Genomic DNA, 15,789 nt, shown 5'->3' with positions numbered 1-15,789 from the left:
GCATGAGCAGTGATGAAAACGAAAAAGGCCCGGATATGCGCATGGTTAAACATGATATTAAAAACCAGCTCTCCAATATAACCCTGGCACTCGAACAACTTAAATATGAAATACCCGACCAAACCGATGATTGCCAGTATTATATAGAGACTATTTTTGCCAGCTGCAAAAACATCAACGCTTTAGTTAACAGTTTATAATTCCGCACAATAACCTGCTTTGAGAGCAAACATTAATGCTTAATTTTAGTTATCAAATATATCTCTAAAATTACCGCATGTCCATATTCGATTATAAGCAACGAAACCAAATCATACTGATCAGTATTATCATTTTGGGCTGCTTTTTAGTTTACGCCCTGCGCGGCCTGTCAAGCTCCATATTGGGAGCTATCGTTTTGTTCACCATCTTCAGGCCAGTATACTTGTATCTCGTGGAGAAAAAACACTGGAATAAGCCACTGGTAGCAATTATGATTATTTTAGTCTCGCTGATTGTTATAGTTATTCCATTTTTATCACTCAGCATACTGGTAGTCAATAAAATAAGCAGCTTAACGAGCGCCAATTTTCCTATACAAAAATGGTTGGCCGCAATTGATGCTTTTGCCGGCTCGCACCTTAACCAGCCGCATTTTGTTGATAACATCAATATCACTCAAAAAATAGGCACTTACGCCGCCGAACTTTTCCCATCTATATTAGGCAGCGCCGCCGATATTTTTCTGACCTTGCTGGTACTCTACTTTCTGCTTTATTTTATGTTTACGCAAAACAAAGAGTTTGAAGCCGGGCTGATTAAGTATGCACCTTTCAGGGAACAGCATGCACTAAAATTTGCCGATGAGTTGCGCATTTCAACTTACTCAAATGTGCTGGGGCAAGGTATTATCTCTATATCGCAAGGCATCATGTTCGCTATCGGACTACGGATAACAGGCGTTGAAGATCCGGTATTTTGGGGTGTTATAGGTACTTTTATTTCTTTTTTACCGGTAGTTGGCGTGCCAACGCTGGCCATTCCGTTCGGCATTATTTTACTACTGAATGATAAAACATGGCAAGGTGTTTTTTTATTAATCTATGGTGTTTTAATTATAGGATATATTGATAACTTTTTAAGATTTATCATTAACAAACGAATAGCTAACACACACCCGCTAATTACTGTGATTGGCGTCATTATTGGTATTCCATTATTTGGTATATTGGGCTTAGTATTCGGGCCGGTGCTACTTTCGTACTTTTTACTATTAGTTGAAATTTACGAAACCAACCGCCTGGCGGCAGATAGGCTGGAAAGGATACAAACGAGCATAGAATTGGAATAATTTTAAACAATATCCCTAATATAGGGTTTAACAAACAACCTGCTTTAAACTAAAAGTTAACATTATAATTTCAAAAACATGAACGATAACTCAAAAGTAGTAATAGCATTGCTTGCCGGACTGGCAGCAGGAGCAGCGCTGGGTATTTTATTTGCCCCCGACGCAGGAACAGAGACACGTGATAAATTAACAGAATCGTTAAAAAATCTGGGCGACTCTATTAAAGAAACGGCTGCAGCTGAGATCGACAATTTGACCGGTCTGAAGGATAAGGTGATCAATAACCTTAAAACAAAAATTAAAAGCGCCGAAGACGAGTACCAGGACGACGTAGAACACGCATAAAAATAGAATTGCATCCCGTAAACCTTACGGGATGCATTCCAATAACATCACTATGGAAAACAAAGAAGAGCAACCCGGGCTTACCGATCAGCTTAAACAATATATTGAAACCCGCATTAAGTTGGCCCGCTACCAGGCTATTGATAAGGGAACCTCATTTTTTGCAAACCTGGTAACCGAGGTTTTTGTGTTGCTATGCACAGCATTAACCTTCTTTTTCGCTACCCTTACCCTGGCTTTCTTATTAGGGCAGCTGTTAGGAGCAATATGGATGGGCTTTGGTTGTGTTACCTTGCTGTACTTGTTTTTGGCGATGATCGTTTCTGCTATTAAAGACAAGCACCTTGAGCCAAGGATCATCAACTTTTTGATCAAAAAAATATTTAAACCTAAAAAATAATGGATGCCGTTATTTACAACATCACAGATTTAAAAAATGAGATTGAGCGACTAAAAATAGCAAAACAAGAACAAGAGATTGTTCTTAAAAGTCATTTTAGCAGCCCATCGGCCATTTTTCATACGGTAACTTCGTTTTTTAAAGGCTCCTCTACTACCGAAAACGCGGGCGGCTTATTTGGCAATCAGGATATTGTGAGTCTTGTTTCAAGGTTTGTGGTGCCCTTTATATTGAATAAAACAATTTTCAGAAGTTCAAACTTTATCATTAAAGCCGCTGTGGGCCTGTTATCGCAAAAAGCCTCAGGGTTTATCAACGAGAACAGTGTTGTATCATTGTGGGATAAAATCAAATCGATCATCCCCCGAAAGAAAAATAAATCGCAAAAAAAAGCGGTAACCGCTGATTACGGTATACCGCCATATAGTGAAAGCTATTAGCAAGCAAAGCCTATTGCTTGCTTAAAAAATCCTGGTAAGCCAGTTGAATCCCTTCTGGCAGGTCTATCGTATGTTTCCAGCCCTTACTATGCAGCTTAGAAACATCCATTAATTTACGTGGTGTACCATCAGGCTTTGAGGTATCAAAGTTAATTTCGCCTTCATAGCCAATGGTTTTCTTAATCAATTCGGCCAATTCTTTAATTGATAAGTCTTCCCCTGTACCGATATTGATCAGGTTGGGTTCATCATAATTTTCCATCAAATAGTAGCAGGCAGCAGCCAGGTCATCGGCAAACAAAAACTCGCGTTTTGGCGACCCTGTTCCCCAGATGGTAACTGATGGTGTGCCATTAACCTTAGCTTCATGAAAGCGACGAATCAAAGCCGGCAGCACGTGCGAATTTTGAGGGTGATAATTATCGTTATACCCGTATAAGTTGGTAGGCATTACCGAGATATAGTTACAACCGTACTGTGCACGATAAGCATCGCACATTTTAATACCCGCAATTTTTGCGATGGCATAGGGCTCGTTGGTTTCTTCCAGCGTACCGGTTAACAAATAATCTTCTTTTAAAGGCTGTGGCGCCATTTTAGGATAGATACAGCTTGAGCCTAAAAACAATAATTTCTTTACCCCGTTTAAGTGTGATTGATGGATCACATTGTTTTGAATCTGCAGGTTATCGTACAAAAACTCTGCCCGGTAGGTATTATTGGCTACAATGCCACCTACTTTAGCGGCGGCCATAAAAACATAGTCGGGTTTTTCTTGCGCAAAAAAAACGGCAACTTGTTTTTGATCGCGCAGGTCGAGCGTATCCGACGTACGCGTTACAAAATTGGTGAATCCCTCTGCTACCAGTTTACGGTGAATAGCCGAACCGACCATCCCGCGGTGGCCTGCGATATAAATTTTAGCTTCTTTTTCCAAAATGAGATTATTTATTCAAATATATTCAATTTTACAATATCAGTAATAAATAAAAGTTATTTTTGCATTTTTAATAAAATTTGTGGGAAAAGATAAATTAAGACGTTTTGCTGAAATAGCAGAATTTGCAAATGTTTTGCAGTTGGACCAAGGTAAACCCATGTATGGCCAATGGAGTAAAGCCTTTTTTAAAAATGATAATCCGCTCGTATTGGAACTGGCCTGCGGTAAAGGTGAGTACACCGTTAACCTGGCTACCTTATTTCCGGATAAAAATTTTATAGGTATCGATTATAAGGGCAACCGCATTTGGCGCGGGGCCAAAACAGCCCTGGAAGAAAATATCGCCAACGTGGGCTTTCTGCGGATACAGATTGAAACCCTGCTTGACTACTTTGCCCCCGGCGAGATAGACGAGATCTGGATTACCTTTCCAGACCCTCAGCCCCAGTTAAGCCGTGAGAAAAAACGACTAACCTCGCCCCGCTTTTTGGATTTGTACAAACAAGTTTTAAAACCCGGCGGCATAGTTAATTTAAAAACCGACAACGATGGCCTACATGCCTATACTGTTGCCAAAGTTGATGAGCTGGGCTTAAAAAAACACATCCAAACAGAAGATCTTTACCATTCGGAATACGCAAACGAAGTACTATCCATCAAAACCTATTATGAACGGAAATACCTTAAGGATAACAAGAACATCAACTATGTTCAGTTTTCTTTTCTGTGATATTGACGCTCTATTTGGTAAATTTGATGTATGGCCGAAGAATCATTTTACGACAAAGTTTATGAGATAGCCCGGTTGATACCTTATGGCCGGGTAACATCGTACGGTGCCATAGCCAACGTACTGGGCACCAAAGGCACCGCCCGGATGGTGGGCTACGCCATGGGCCACTGCGGAGGCATTCACCCACCAGTACCCGCGCACCGGGTAGTAAACAGCCAGGGCATGTTAACCGGTCGATTTCATTTTCCATCGCCTAACCTGATGCAGCAAATGCTGGAAAACGAAGGCGTTGAAGTGGAAAACGACCGTGTAAAAAACTTCAAGAAGCTATTATGGGATCCAGCCAAAGAGTTATAATAAGCGCGGCAAACTTCTCCCATCAAAACAAATAACACATTAACCAATAAATCATTACACCATGGGAAAACTAATAGAGGATTTTGAAACCTATCGCACTAAAATGAACGACAGGATCATGGAATCGTCAAACACCAATATCAAACGTTTTTTCGCTTTAGATACTACTACCTACGCCGAGGGGCGCTGGACGTAAAAACCAAAGAAATGCTTGGCCTGGTAGCATCCATGGTACTCCGTTGCGACGATTGTATTAAATACCACTTAGGCAAATGCCATGAAGCGGGCGTAAAACATGATGAAATGAACGAGGTATTTATGATTGCCAACCTGGTGGGTGGCTCCATCGTTATTCCGCACTATCGCCGCGCTGTTGAATATTGGGCCGAGTTGAACGAGGCTTGACAAACTGATTAGTTTTTTATAGCTTTATATAAAACTAACATTGTGAATAAGTTACGACCATTACTTGTCAAAAATATAGCTGTTGATATGACGGCTATGTGCGATGTTGCAATGCTGTTACTTTGCTTTTTTATATTTACAGGCCGGTTTAAGCAATGGGAGCCAATGAAAATAAACATGCCTGTTGCCGCACCACGCATTTACGAACCCAACGATAACGTGGCCATTATCTACTTGGCCACTAATCGAGCGATGTTTCAGATTTTAGATAATAACGTACGCCAACAAACATTGTTAGCAATTGGCCGCAAGTATCATATTAAATTTTCAGCTGATGAACAAACCGAATTTTTAAATTCACCTATTATTGGAGCACCTATTTGCCAATTAAAACAATACGATTCGCAATACATGGATTGGGCAATCAGGCCAGATCGGCCAGGTATCCCATACGATGGTAACGATTGTCAGTTGTCCGATTGGATACTTGAGTCAAGGCGGGCACAACAGCAACTCAATAATCTTCCCCTTCGTATCATCATTAAAGCCGACAAGGATCTGGAATATCCTTTTCTAAAGAGGATAATTGCTATTTTACAAAATCAACAGGTAAACCATTTTTCGCTGCTGACCGCTTCCAATAACCGGGATATTTAACCCGCGGATTATCAATTAGCGTTTATCTTTGCGCTTTAATACCGATAGACTTATGGCGCAATCAAATACTGAGCTAAAACGTTGCAAATGGTGCGGAACAGATCCGCTTTACATGAAATACCACGATGAGGAGTGGGGCCGCGAAATTCATGATGATAAAACCCTGTTCGAGTTCCTGGTGTTAGAATCGGCCCAGGCTGGTTTAAGTTGGATCACCATTTTGCGCCGGCGCGAAGGGTACCGCAAGGCATTTGCCAACTTCGATGTTCATCAAGTAGCACAATTTACTACTGATGATGTGGAACGATTACTGCAGGACCAAGGCATCATCCGTAACCGTTTAAAAGTAATAGCCGCTATTAACAATGCCAAGCTGTTTATCGGTATACAAAAGGAGTTCGGCTCGTTCGATAAATATTTGTACAGTTTTATGCCCGATCAAAAACCGATCAATAACAGCCTGGATCAACATCATATCGTTCCCGCAAGAACCGAGATTTCCGATGCGATAAGCAAGGATATGAAAAAGCGCGGCTTTAAGTTTTTTGGCACCACCATTTGCTACGCGCACATGCAGGCCATGGGTATGGTTAACGATCATCACTTTGAATGCTTCTTTAAATAATCTGGATTACACCGATGTTTAAGTGATTTCACCGATTAAGATAGTTTGAGATTACACCGATATTGAATTGATTTCACTGATTTGGTTAATTTTCTTTATTACTTATTTTTTTTCGGACAGCTTTAATTTAGGAATGATCTTTTTGATTTTTTAGATAATGCTCATTTGTTAACTTTGGCAATGATGCACAATAGGTGAAATCATCATTTTGTTAGTGAAATGCACAACAATCAGTGAAATCACTTCAATATCGGTGAAATCCCAATAGAAAATTATGAAGAAACTATTCCTGTTAGACGGTATGGCCCTGATTTACCGGGCGCATTTTGCTTTAAGTAAAAATCCTCGTTTTACATCGTCGGGTTTCAACACTTCGGCTGTAATGGGCTTTACCAATACCCTGATGGAGGTTTTGCGTAAAGAGAAACCCACACACATGGCGGTGGTATTTGATACCGAGGCTCCAACCGAAAGGCATACCGACTTTGTAGCCTATAAAGCGCATCGGGAGGCTATGCCCGAAGATCTTTCGAAAGCCCTTCCGTATATTTTCAAATTAATTTTAGGTTTCAACATCCCCGTAATCACGTCGGATGGTTTTGAGGCCGATGATATTATAGGTACACTGGCTAAAAAGGCTGAACAAAAGGGCTACAAGGTATACTGCATGACCCCCGATAAGGATTTTGCCCAACTGGTATCTGATAACATCTTTATTTATAAACCCGCACGCATGGGCAATGATATGGAGATACTCGGCGTAAAGGAAGTATTAGCCAAATGGGAGGTTGAGCGTGTTGAACAGGTGATTGATATTTTGGGCCTTTGGGGAGATGCGGTAGATAACATCCCCGGAATACCCGGCGTAGGCGAAAAAACAGCCAAAAGCCTGATTAAGCAATACGGCTCAATGGAGAACATCATAGCCCACAGCCACGAATTAAAAGGCAAACTGCGCGAAAATATAGAAACCCATGCCCAGCAAGGCCTGATTTCGAAAAAACTGGCTACCATTATATTGGATGCTCCGGTTGAACTGGACGAAGCAGGTTTGGAAATGTGCGAACCAAGCCGCGAGCTATTAGAGCCCCTGTTTGCCGAACTGGAGTTCCGCACACTGGGCCGCCGTGTATTTGGCGATGGGTATAGCATCACGGAAATTAAAAACGTATCTATCCAACAGGACCTTTTCGGTAACGAAGTGGTTGATGGGCGTACCACCATGACGGTTGACGCGACAGACATTTACGAACCCGAGGTTGCTGCCGTAGCTAAAAACATTAATAATACCGAGCATCAATACCATTTAGCCGATACCTTTGAAAAGCGTGCCGAACTGATCAGGTTGTTAAGCACACAAAAAAGTATTTGCTTTGATACCGAAACTACCGGTACCGATGCCAACCAATGCGAATTAGTGGGTTTATCCTTCTCCATTAAAAAAGGCGAAGCCTGGTATGTTCCGGTGCCTGTAAACTGCGATGAGATACAGCCGATAGTTGACGAGTTTAAGCCGATATTTGAAAACCCTGCAATAGGTAAAATTGGCCAGAATATTAAGTTTGATATGCTGGTGCTCAAATATTACAACGTTACCATGCAGGGCGAGCTTTTTGACACCATGCTGGCCCATTATATTATAGACCCGGATACACGTCATAACATGGATATCCTGGCCGAAAATTACCTCGGCTACTCGCCCGTTTCTATCACCACGCTTATTGGCGCCAAAGGCAAGGGACAGGGCACCATGCGCGATGTAGAGATTGAAAAAATTAAAGATTATGCCGCCGAAGACGCCGATGTTACCCTGCAGCTTAAGGAGGTTTTTGAACCTAAATTACAACAGGTGGGCGGCACTAAACTGGCTACCGATATTGAGAACCCGCTGATATACGTTTTAGCAGATATTGAGTTTGAGGGTGTGAGGATAGACCATGATACGCTGAAAGAGTTTTCAAAAGATCTGGAAACCGATATCAGCAAATTAGAAAAAACGGTGTACGAAAAAGCCGGGGTTAAATTCAACATTGCATCGCCAAAGCAATTGGGCGAGGTGTTATTTGAAAAGCTGAACCTGGATGCCAAAGCAAAAAAAACCAAAACCGGCCAATACCAAACCGGCGAGGATGTGTTGCTGGCCCTGGCTAACAAGAGCGATATTGTGCGCGACATTTTAGATTTCCGCCAGCTGCAAAAATTAAAATCTACTTATGTTGATGCGCTTCCGCTTATGGTTAACCCCAAAACCGGCCGGGTACATACCTCATACAACCAGGCGGTAGCCGCTACAGGCAGGTTAAGCTCCAACAACCCTAACCTGCAAAACATCCCTATCCGTACCGAGCGTGGCCGCGAAGTGCGAAAGGCATTTATCCCACGTAATGATGACCACGTGATCGTATCGGCGGATTATTCACAGATCGAGTTGCGCATCATTGCCGAGATCAGCAAGGATGCCAACATGATGGACGCCTTTATACAGGGCATCGATATCCATACAGCTACTGCCGCCAAAGTTTACGGCAAAACGCTCGACGAGGTTGACGGTACCATGCGCCGCAATGCCAAAGCGGTAAATTTTGGTATTATCTACGGGCAGTCGGCTTTCGGTTTATCACAAAATTTAAATATCCCGCGTAAAGAAGCTGCCGACATTATCGACCAGTACTTTGCGCAATACCCGGGTATCAAAAATTACATGAGCGATACCATGAATTTTGCCCGCGAAAACGGCTTTGTACAAACCCTGATGGGCCGCCGCCGCTATCTGCGCGATATCAATTCGGCTAATGCTACTGTTCGCGGTTATGCAGAGCGAAATGCCATTAACGCCCCCATACAGGGCTCGGCTGCCGACATGATCAAAATAGCGATGATCAATATACACCGCGAGTTTAAAAAGCAAAAGCTGGATTCGCGCATGACGATGCAGGTACATGATGAGTTGGTATTTGATGTACACCAAAGTGAGATAGAAATAGTGAAACCCATTATTATGCAGAATATGCAGACTGCCTTTAAAACCGAAGTGCCCATTGTGGTAGAGATAGGCACCGGCGCCAACTGGCTCGAAGCTCATTAAAAACACACAGTAATGCCGTAAATATTTTACGGCATTATTTTTATTGTTAAATTAGCTTATACAATTAAGTTGTTATGCTAACCGATATACCCGCAACAGCAATCGACATTTACAGGATGCTGCCTGAAGGCACGAGGTGTGAAGTAGTTTTTAATGTACTAAGCATGTCGCCATCACCAACTTCGGAGCATCAGTTACTTTTGTCTGACCTCCATGCGCTGTTGTATAATTTTTTGAAGACGACAAAAGCGGGGAAAGTTATTCCCTCGCCTATGGATGTTTATATTCCCAATAGTTTGTCTGTCGTTCAGCCCGACCTGCTGATCATTTTAAATGAACATTTAAAACATATCAAATCAGACGGTGTATATGGCGCACCCGACATTGTGATCGAAATTTTGTCTCCCAATAACCGCTTGCACGATACCCAAAAGAAAAAAGCACTCTACGAGCAGGCTGGTGTAAGGGAATATTTTATTGTTGATCCCGAAAATAAGGAAGTGATCTTATTCACCTTAAACCCCTCCGGTATTTACGATCAATCCTATCAGCAAAAAAACAGCATCAAATCGGCATTATTAAACTGCACATTGGATTTTTAAGGCCGATCACCAATCGATACCAAACAAACAGTTAATATCTATTAGCTTAATAACTACACTAAGCTATTTGCGCAGCTATCAATAATCAAACAAAACCAGTAATATATTAAAGGGTTTCACGCTTAAAGAAGTATTTTTTTACGTCGAAAATAAAAATGCTTTTTAAAAACATTTTCGTTCAATTTGGTTATTAAGTTAAATTATGTTTTCCTAATTTAAGCCAATAATCCAAGCGATGAAGATTTTCCATTTAAGTGCCGAATGTTATCCGGTAGCCAAAGTTGGCGGATTGGGAGATGTGGTAGGTGCGCTTCCCAAATACCTCAACCAGGCCGGGCATCATGCCTCGGTTGTGATGCCTTTTTACGACAGAAAGTTTACCCGGGAGAACGAGTTCGACATTGTTTTTGAAGCATCGTCGCGGTTGGGAAACCACCGGTATGAGTTCCAGGTATTAAAAGAAAAAACCAATAAACTCGGTTTCGAATTATTCCTGATCAAAGTACCAGGGCTTATAGACCGGGAGGAGATTTACAGCTATCCTGACGAAACCGAGCAGTTTGTATTTTTCCAGCTGGCTTTTTTAGACTGGCTTAACTGGTCGCAGCAAACTGCCGATGTTATCCATTGCCATGACCACCACGCTGGCTTGATATCCTTTTTATTACAACACTCGGCGCTATACAGGCGCATATCAAAAATACCCACGGTATTAACCATACACAACGGGCAATACCATGGTGCCTTTGGATGGGATAAGTTTTATTACCTGCCAGAAATTGACGCTACCAAAACAGGCCTACTGGATTGGCGCGGCGGCATTAACCCGTTGGCAGCTGCAGTAAAATGCGCCTGGAAATATACGGCTGTATCCCCAAGCTACCTGCGCGAGCTCACCATTCAATCCAACGGATTAGAATATTTATTCTACCTTGAACAAGCTAAAGGCCAGGGTATCATCAACGGCATTGACACACAGGTTTGGGATCCGGAAACAGACCCCATGCTCCCTGCAAACTACGGCATCGAAAATGCCGAAGATGGCAAGCAGGCTAATAAAGAATTATTATGCGAGCGGTTCGGCTTATCCCCAGATAAACCATTGTTCACGTTTATAGGACGACTGGTGGTGGAGAAAGGAGCCGATCTTTTACCGTCAATCATCCGCCACTCTCTCAATGACCATCCTGGCGAGATCAACTTTTTAGTATTAGGTTCGGGAGATCGCCCGGTAGAACAGCAACTTACAGAACTAAAAAATCAGTTTGCAGGAAGATTTAATTCATTTATCGGTTATGACGAGGGACTTGCTCACCAGGTATACGCCGGGGCCGATTTTATATTGATGCCATCGCGCGTGGAGCCTTGCGGCTTAAACCAATTATATGCTTTGCGCTATGGCACCTTACCCATTGTACGGAGTACCGGGGGCTTAAAAGATACCGTGATAGACTTTGAAAGCGACCTTGGTTATGGCATTACTTTCAATAATAACACTATCGACGAAGCTTGCTATGCTATTTGGCGTGCATTAACACTTTATCAAAACACTGAGCTCTTGCAATTGTTACGTAAACGCATGATGGAGCTTGATTTCTCGTGGGATAAATCGGCAAACGACTACATCAAACTATATGAAAGCCTTAAAATATAAGATATGACCTCAAACGTAATCTGCATCGTACTTGGTGGTGGCCAGGGAAGCCGCCTTTTCCCGCTTACAGCCACCCGTTCAAAACCGGCTGTACCCATTGCCGGAAAGTATCGCCTGGTGGATATCCCGATATCAAACTGCCTCCATTCTGGCATTGACAGGATATTTGTATTAACGCAGTTCAATTCGGCTTCGTTAAACAAACACATTAAAAACACTTATCATTTCAGTAGTTTCAGCAGGGCTTTTGTTGATATTTTGGCTGCCGAGCAAACGCCAACCAGTGTTGCATGGTTTCAGGGAACAGCAGATGCCGTTAGGCAAAGCTTACACCACCTTGCGGTGCACGAGTTTGATTACGTGTTGATAGCTTCAGGCGATCAGTTGTACCAAATGGATTTTCAGGAAATGATCAACAACCACGAACACATGGGGGCAGATATTTCCATCGCCACTATACCGGTAGATGCAGCGGATGTTCCGGGGTTTGGTATTTTAAAAACCGATAGTGATAACTGGATAACGCAGTTTGTTGAAAAACCCAAAACAGACTTTGAATACCTTGCATCAGAGGTTAGCCCTGAAATGAAAGAACAAGGGCGAACCTATCTGGCCTCCATGGGGATTTATGTTTTCAATAGAAAAGTGCTTTTTGACCTTTTACAAGGTAACGAACGTACAGATTTCGGCAAGGAAATTATCCCGCAATCCATTGATGATCATAAGGTGTTAAGTTACCAATACGAAGGTTATTGGACAGATATTGGTACTATACCTTCGTTTTTTGATGCTAACCTTCAGCTCACAGACGATATACCCAAGTTTAACCTTTTCGACAAAAATCACATCTACACACGGTCGAGGATGTTACCACCATCCAAAATATCGGGGCCTAAGTTAACCAATACCATCATTGCCGACGGCTGCATTATTAACGCCAGCCAAATTACGCGCTCGGTTATCGGTATCCGTACCCGCATAGGCTTTGATACCATTATTGAAAACTGCTATATTATGGGCGGCGATAATTACCAAACCCTGGAGCAAATGGAGGAGTCGCGCCTGAACAACACGCCAATTATGGGTATTGGCGACAGATGCTGCATAAAAAATGCAATTGTTGATAAAAACTGTTATATAGGTAATGATGTTAAAATAAACTGCGGCGAACCACTGGCAAATGGTGATTACGACCGCTATACTGTAATGGACGGAATTGTGGTATTAAAGAAACGTGCTATCATACCTGATGGAACAGTAATTTAATTAAAACAAACCAATACGCTTTTAGTTAAATAATTATAGTACACTCAATTAAAAAAAACCTCTATGAAAAAAGTATGCTGCATGATTGCATTAGCTGCAATTACCCTTGGAAGTGTTTATGCTGAAGCGCCTGTAAAAAACAGCAGCTCGGTAACTGTTGGTGACACTACTAAAAAAGTGAAAGTGAAAAAGCATGTGATGAAAAAGAAAGTGAAGAAAGACACGACAACAACCAAAATGTAATGGTGTATTTCTAAAAAACTAAAGCCTCCTGGTATTAAATCAGGAGGCTTTTTATGTTTATATAGTCAATAATTAGAGCAATACACTCTCGCCGACAGCAGGTAACCTTAATACCAGTCCCGCTTTAATAAACTTCTCTTTAGCTTCTTCCTTATCTATTTTAATTACCGGGAAGGAATCATAATGCACACCCACTACGTTTTTGCAATTAAAAAACTGGGTAGCCCTAATGGCGTCATCAACGCCCATGGTATAATTATCGCCTATCGGCAAAATAGCCCAATCCAGGTTTTCGTCGGCCAGCAGTTTCATATCATAGGTGAGTGCGGTATCCCCGGCAAAGTAAATCTTTTTACCTTCAGCATAAATCACAAACCCGGCGGGGTTTCCGCCGTAAGATCCATCGGGCATACTGCTTGAGTGGACAGCGTTAACCATTTTAACACGGCCAAAATCGAAATTAAAGCCACCGCCAATGTTCATGCCATGTACATTGTCTACCCCCTTATTACCAAGCCAGGCTGCAATCTCGGCAATACAAATTACCTTGGCGCCACTATTTTTCTGAACGGTAAGCAAATCTGCTGTATGGTCGCCATGGCCATGCGATACTAAAATATAATCAGGCTTAAGGCTGTTAACATCGATATCCTTAGCCAATTGGTTATGCGTAATAAAAGGATCGAATAATAATTTTACTCCATCAATTTCAAGTTCAAGGCATGATTGCCCGTAATACGTTGCTTTCATCGGTGCTGATTAGTTTTTTACAACTAATAAACTACTTGTTTTTTAAATTGTTGAAAGCGGACGGAAGTTTTTTTAAAATATGACACAGCATAGAAACTTAATGTTTAAACATCAAATTAAAACAAAGAAAAAAAACTTGGGTAAACCCTATTGCAAAAACAGGTTTGCAGCATCACAGCTCGCCCAGGCAAACCAGGCTTTACTTGCCAAACAAATTCCCCATGTCGCCAAACATATTACGTGTCATGGCGGCCATTTCTGTTTGACTAATGTTTTCGGCTTGTTCAAGGGCCTGGTTTGTAGCTGTCAATATTACATCTTCCAGCATTTCAATATCACCTTCCTTTAAAACTACCGGATCAATCTTCACCGAGAGTATTTGTTTATTGCCATTAGCTGTAACAACAACTACGCCACCACCGGCAGAACCTGTTACAGTGATGCTATCTAACCGGCTTTTAACTTCGCCTGCCTTTTGTTGTGCCTCAAATAGTTTATCAAACATGGTATCGATATTTTATGAAAATAATATTATCCGCTTAAATTTTGCATAATGGCTAAGCACACGCAAAAATACAAATTAACCTGAACTAAGCTTAAAGTATGGTTACAGACGCTTATTTATTACTGATCTTCGTTTGTATCTCCGGCACCGTTGTAAGCGCTTTTACGCACAATAGGCATCCCGGCGGCTTTAAACAGATCGTCCAGTTTAAGTAAACTGCCATTCGCTAAATTAGATAACAATACAATGGTGACATCGTTTTTCAGATCGCGCAAATAAATATGCCTGAAACCATGCCACCAACCCGTATGATAAATAACCTGCTGGCCAGGTGCTTCAAACAGCCTCCAACCGTAGCCATAGCTAAAATGCCCGTGTAACAGTGGATTCCGCGGAACATAGGCCGAATCCATGGTAGCCTGTTTTAACAGCACACCCGAGCGCAAAGCATGGTCAAATAAATAAAGATCGCCTACTGTGCTGTAAATACCCTTATCGCCAACCGGCCCATCCAAAAAGTTTTGGGCTACCGAGTACTTCCACTGCCCCCTATCATGGCCAACCACATCCACCGGTATTTTATTATACACCGCTTTGGAGTAAACGGCGGTATGCTTCATCATGGCGGGGTCAAATACATTCTGCTTCATAAACTGGGCGTAGGGCATTCCGCTCACCTTTTCAACTATCGCCCCCAGTACCATAAAGTTGGAGTTATTATATAAAAACCGAACATCCGGTTTATTAAAGGGGCGCGGTTTGTATTGTGCTATCAGGTTCATCACATCCATATTGGTGATGCCTTTGCGCTGGTCGCGATGCTCTTTGCGCCATATGTCATCCACAAAATAAACGTAGTTCATCATCCCGGAGCGATGGGTAAGCAAAAGGCGGATGGTGATGCCATCGTAAGGAAAATTAGGAAAAAAATCTTTTACATCCTGGTTCAATTTCAGCTTCCCACGTTCCATCAGCATCAAAATAGCAGTGGATGTCATGGTTTTTGATATCGAGGCCAGCTCAAACTGCGAATTCAATTTCAAACTATCGCGGTGCAGGTAATCGGCCCAGCCTATCGCATTTTCATAAATTATTTTGCCTTTTTTTGCTACCAGCACGTTACCGTTAAAGCCACGTGTACGGTGCAATTCCTGCATTACAGCGTCGATACGTTTGTCGGCATTTTTAGAATCATACACTAAAATGGACGTATCCATTTTAACATGTTCGGGCGAACCAGGGGCGCTTTGCTTGCTGCCATGTGAACAGGATTCGAATAAAAAAACAACTATGCTGGAAATTAAAAAGCACTTGTAAAACAATTTCATAAATAAGAAAAATTCTATCCCGTAACGGGCCGTGAAACTATTAATTATCTATGGTATCAACATAAATAATTTCAAATAATTTCATTAGAGGAAATAAACTAAAGGATTGATTAAAGGCACGCGT

20 protein-coding genes are annotated in these 15,789 nt (G+C 41.9%); 16 read left to right on the top strand and 4 right to left on the bottom strand.

Annotation, left to right across the window (positions count from 1 at the left end; translation table 11 throughout):
• Nucleotides 1-2: 2 nt before the first annotated feature.
• The 5 genes from MUCPA_RS19280 to MUCPA_RS36270 all read left to right on the top strand — a co-directional run bounded on the left by MUCPA_RS19280 (nt 3) and on the right by MUCPA_RS36270 (nt 2,515).
• Complete coding sequence (locus MUCPA_RS19280; RefSeq protein ID WP_040626149.1) at nt 3-200, top strand: hypothetical protein; 198 nt, start codon at nt 3-5, stop codon at nt 198-200.
• A gap of 77 nt (nt 201-277) precedes the next feature.
• A complete protein-coding gene (locus MUCPA_RS19275; protein WP_008508719.1) occupies nt 278-1,330 on the top strand; it encodes an AI-2E family transporter in 1,053 nt (350 codons plus the stop codon).
• Nucleotides 1,331-1,408: 78 nt separating this feature from the next.
• Nucleotides 1,409-1,675, top strand: a complete 267-nt coding sequence (locus MUCPA_RS19270) for a YtxH domain-containing protein (protein ID WP_008508718.1) — start codon at nt 1,409-1,411, stop codon at nt 1,673-1,675.
• 52 nt (nt 1,676-1,727) lie between these two features.
• Nucleotides 1,728-2,075: a phage holin family protein gene (locus MUCPA_RS19265; protein ID WP_040627700.1), complete on the top strand. Its 348-nt coding sequence runs from the start codon at nt 1,728-1,730 to the stop codon at nt 2,073-2,075.
• Nucleotides 2,075-2,515: a hypothetical protein gene (locus MUCPA_RS36270; RefSeq protein WP_008508716.1), complete on the top strand. Its 441-nt coding sequence runs from the start codon at nt 2,075-2,077 to the stop codon at nt 2,513-2,515. Before MUCPA_RS19265 ends, MUCPA_RS36270 begins: the two co-directional genes overlap by 1 nt.
• A 10-nt stretch (nt 2,516-2,525) precedes the next feature.
• Here MUCPA_RS36270 and fcl read toward each other — a convergent pair whose 3' ends face one another.
• A complete protein-coding gene (fcl, locus tag MUCPA_RS19255) occupies nt 2,526-3,452 on the bottom strand; it encodes a GDP-L-fucose synthase (RefSeq protein ID WP_008508715.1) in 927 nt (308 codons plus the stop codon).
• Between the two features lie 82 nt (nt 3,453-3,534).
• Between fcl and trmB the strand changes: the two genes are divergently transcribed.
• The 11 genes from trmB to MUCPA_RS19205 all read left to right on the top strand — a co-directional run bounded on the left by trmB (nt 3,535) and on the right by MUCPA_RS19205 (nt 13,082).
• Nucleotides 3,535-4,185 carry a tRNA (guanosine(46)-N7)-methyltransferase TrmB gene (gene trmB / locus MUCPA_RS19250; RefSeq protein WP_008508713.1) on the top strand — a complete coding sequence of 217 codons (651 nt, stop codon included), beginning with the start codon at nt 3,535-3,537 and terminating at the stop codon, nt 4,183-4,185.
• A 30-nt stretch (nt 4,186-4,215) separates the two neighbouring features.
• Complete coding sequence (locus MUCPA_RS19245; RefSeq protein WP_008508711.1) at nt 4,216-4,545, top strand: MGMT family protein; 330 nt, start codon at nt 4,216-4,218, stop codon at nt 4,543-4,545.
• Between the two features lie 61 nt (nt 4,546-4,606).
• Nucleotides 4,607-4,741: a hypothetical protein gene (locus MUCPA_RS39705; RefSeq protein ID WP_262492951.1), complete on the top strand. Its 135-nt coding sequence runs from the start codon at nt 4,607-4,609 to the stop codon at nt 4,739-4,741.
• A complete protein-coding gene (locus MUCPA_RS39700) occupies nt 4,732-4,950 on the top strand; it encodes a carboxymuconolactone decarboxylase family protein (protein WP_233276896.1) in 219 nt (72 codons plus the stop codon). The genes MUCPA_RS39705 and MUCPA_RS39700 overlap by 10 nt, the downstream gene beginning before the upstream one ends.
• A 42-nt stretch (nt 4,951-4,992) precedes the next feature.
• Complete coding sequence (locus MUCPA_RS19235; protein WP_008508707.1) at nt 4,993-5,607, top strand: biopolymer transporter ExbD; 615 nt, start codon at nt 4,993-4,995, stop codon at nt 5,605-5,607.
• A 52-nt stretch (nt 5,608-5,659) separates the two neighbouring features.
• Entirely contained in the window at nt 5,660-6,232 is a 573-nt protein-coding gene (locus MUCPA_RS19230) for a DNA-3-methyladenine glycosylase I (protein ID WP_008508706.1), read from the top strand.
• Between the two features lie 274 nt (nt 6,233-6,506).
• A complete protein-coding gene (polA, locus tag MUCPA_RS19225) occupies nt 6,507-9,317 on the top strand; it encodes a DNA polymerase I (protein ID WP_008508704.1) in 2,811 nt (936 codons plus the stop codon).
• A 74-nt stretch (nt 9,318-9,391) separates the two neighbouring features.
• A complete protein-coding gene (locus tag MUCPA_RS19220; protein ID WP_008508703.1) occupies nt 9,392-9,919 on the top strand; it encodes a Uma2 family endonuclease in 528 nt (175 codons plus the stop codon).
• A 235-nt stretch (nt 9,920-10,154) separates the two neighbouring features.
• Nucleotides 10,155-11,573 carry a glycogen synthase gene (locus MUCPA_RS19215; protein WP_008508701.1) on the top strand — a complete coding sequence of 473 codons (1,419 nt, stop codon included), beginning with the start codon at nt 10,155-10,157 and terminating at the stop codon, nt 11,571-11,573.
• 3 nt (nt 11,574-11,576) lie between these two features.
• On the top strand, nt 11,577-12,839 hold the full coding sequence (locus MUCPA_RS19210) for a glucose-1-phosphate adenylyltransferase (protein ID WP_008508700.1): 1,263 nt from the start codon (nt 11,577-11,579) through the stop codon (nt 12,837-12,839).
• A gap of 63 nt (nt 12,840-12,902) precedes the next feature.
• Nucleotides 12,903-13,082: a hypothetical protein gene (locus MUCPA_RS19205; protein ID WP_008508698.1), complete on the top strand. Its 180-nt coding sequence runs from the start codon at nt 12,903-12,905 to the stop codon at nt 13,080-13,082.
• Nucleotides 13,083-13,154: 72 nt separating this feature from the next.
• On the opposite strand, the gene MUCPA_RS19200 is transcribed toward MUCPA_RS19205, so the two are convergent.
• The 3 genes from MUCPA_RS19200 to MUCPA_RS19190 all read right to left on the bottom strand — a co-directional run bounded on the left by MUCPA_RS19200 (nt 13,155) and on the right by MUCPA_RS19190 (nt 15,665).
• Nucleotides 13,155-13,832 (bottom strand): metal-dependent hydrolase, encoded by a 678-nt coding sequence (locus tag MUCPA_RS19200; RefSeq protein WP_008508696.1) that lies wholly within the window; start codon nt 13,830-13,832, stop codon nt 13,155-13,157.
• Nucleotides 13,833-14,031: 199 nt separating this feature from the next.
• The gene (locus MUCPA_RS19195; protein ID WP_008508694.1) at nt 14,032-14,337 is read right to left on the bottom strand and encodes a YbaB/EbfC family nucleoid-associated protein; all 306 of its coding nucleotides are present in this window, start codon (nt 14,335-14,337) and stop codon (nt 14,032-14,034) included.
• A 119-nt stretch (nt 14,338-14,456) separates the two neighbouring features.
• A complete protein-coding gene (locus MUCPA_RS19190) occupies nt 14,457-15,665 on the bottom strand; it encodes a serine hydrolase domain-containing protein (protein ID WP_008508692.1) in 1,209 nt (402 codons plus the stop codon).
• Nucleotides 15,666-15,789: the final 124 nt, after the last annotated feature.

This window comes from Mucilaginibacter paludis DSM 18603 (assembly GCF_000166195.2).
GTDB lineage: Bacteria > Bacteroidota > Bacteroidia > Sphingobacteriales > Sphingobacteriaceae > Mucilaginibacter > Mucilaginibacter paludis.
This window is presented reverse-complemented; position numbering and strand designations above follow the sequence as displayed.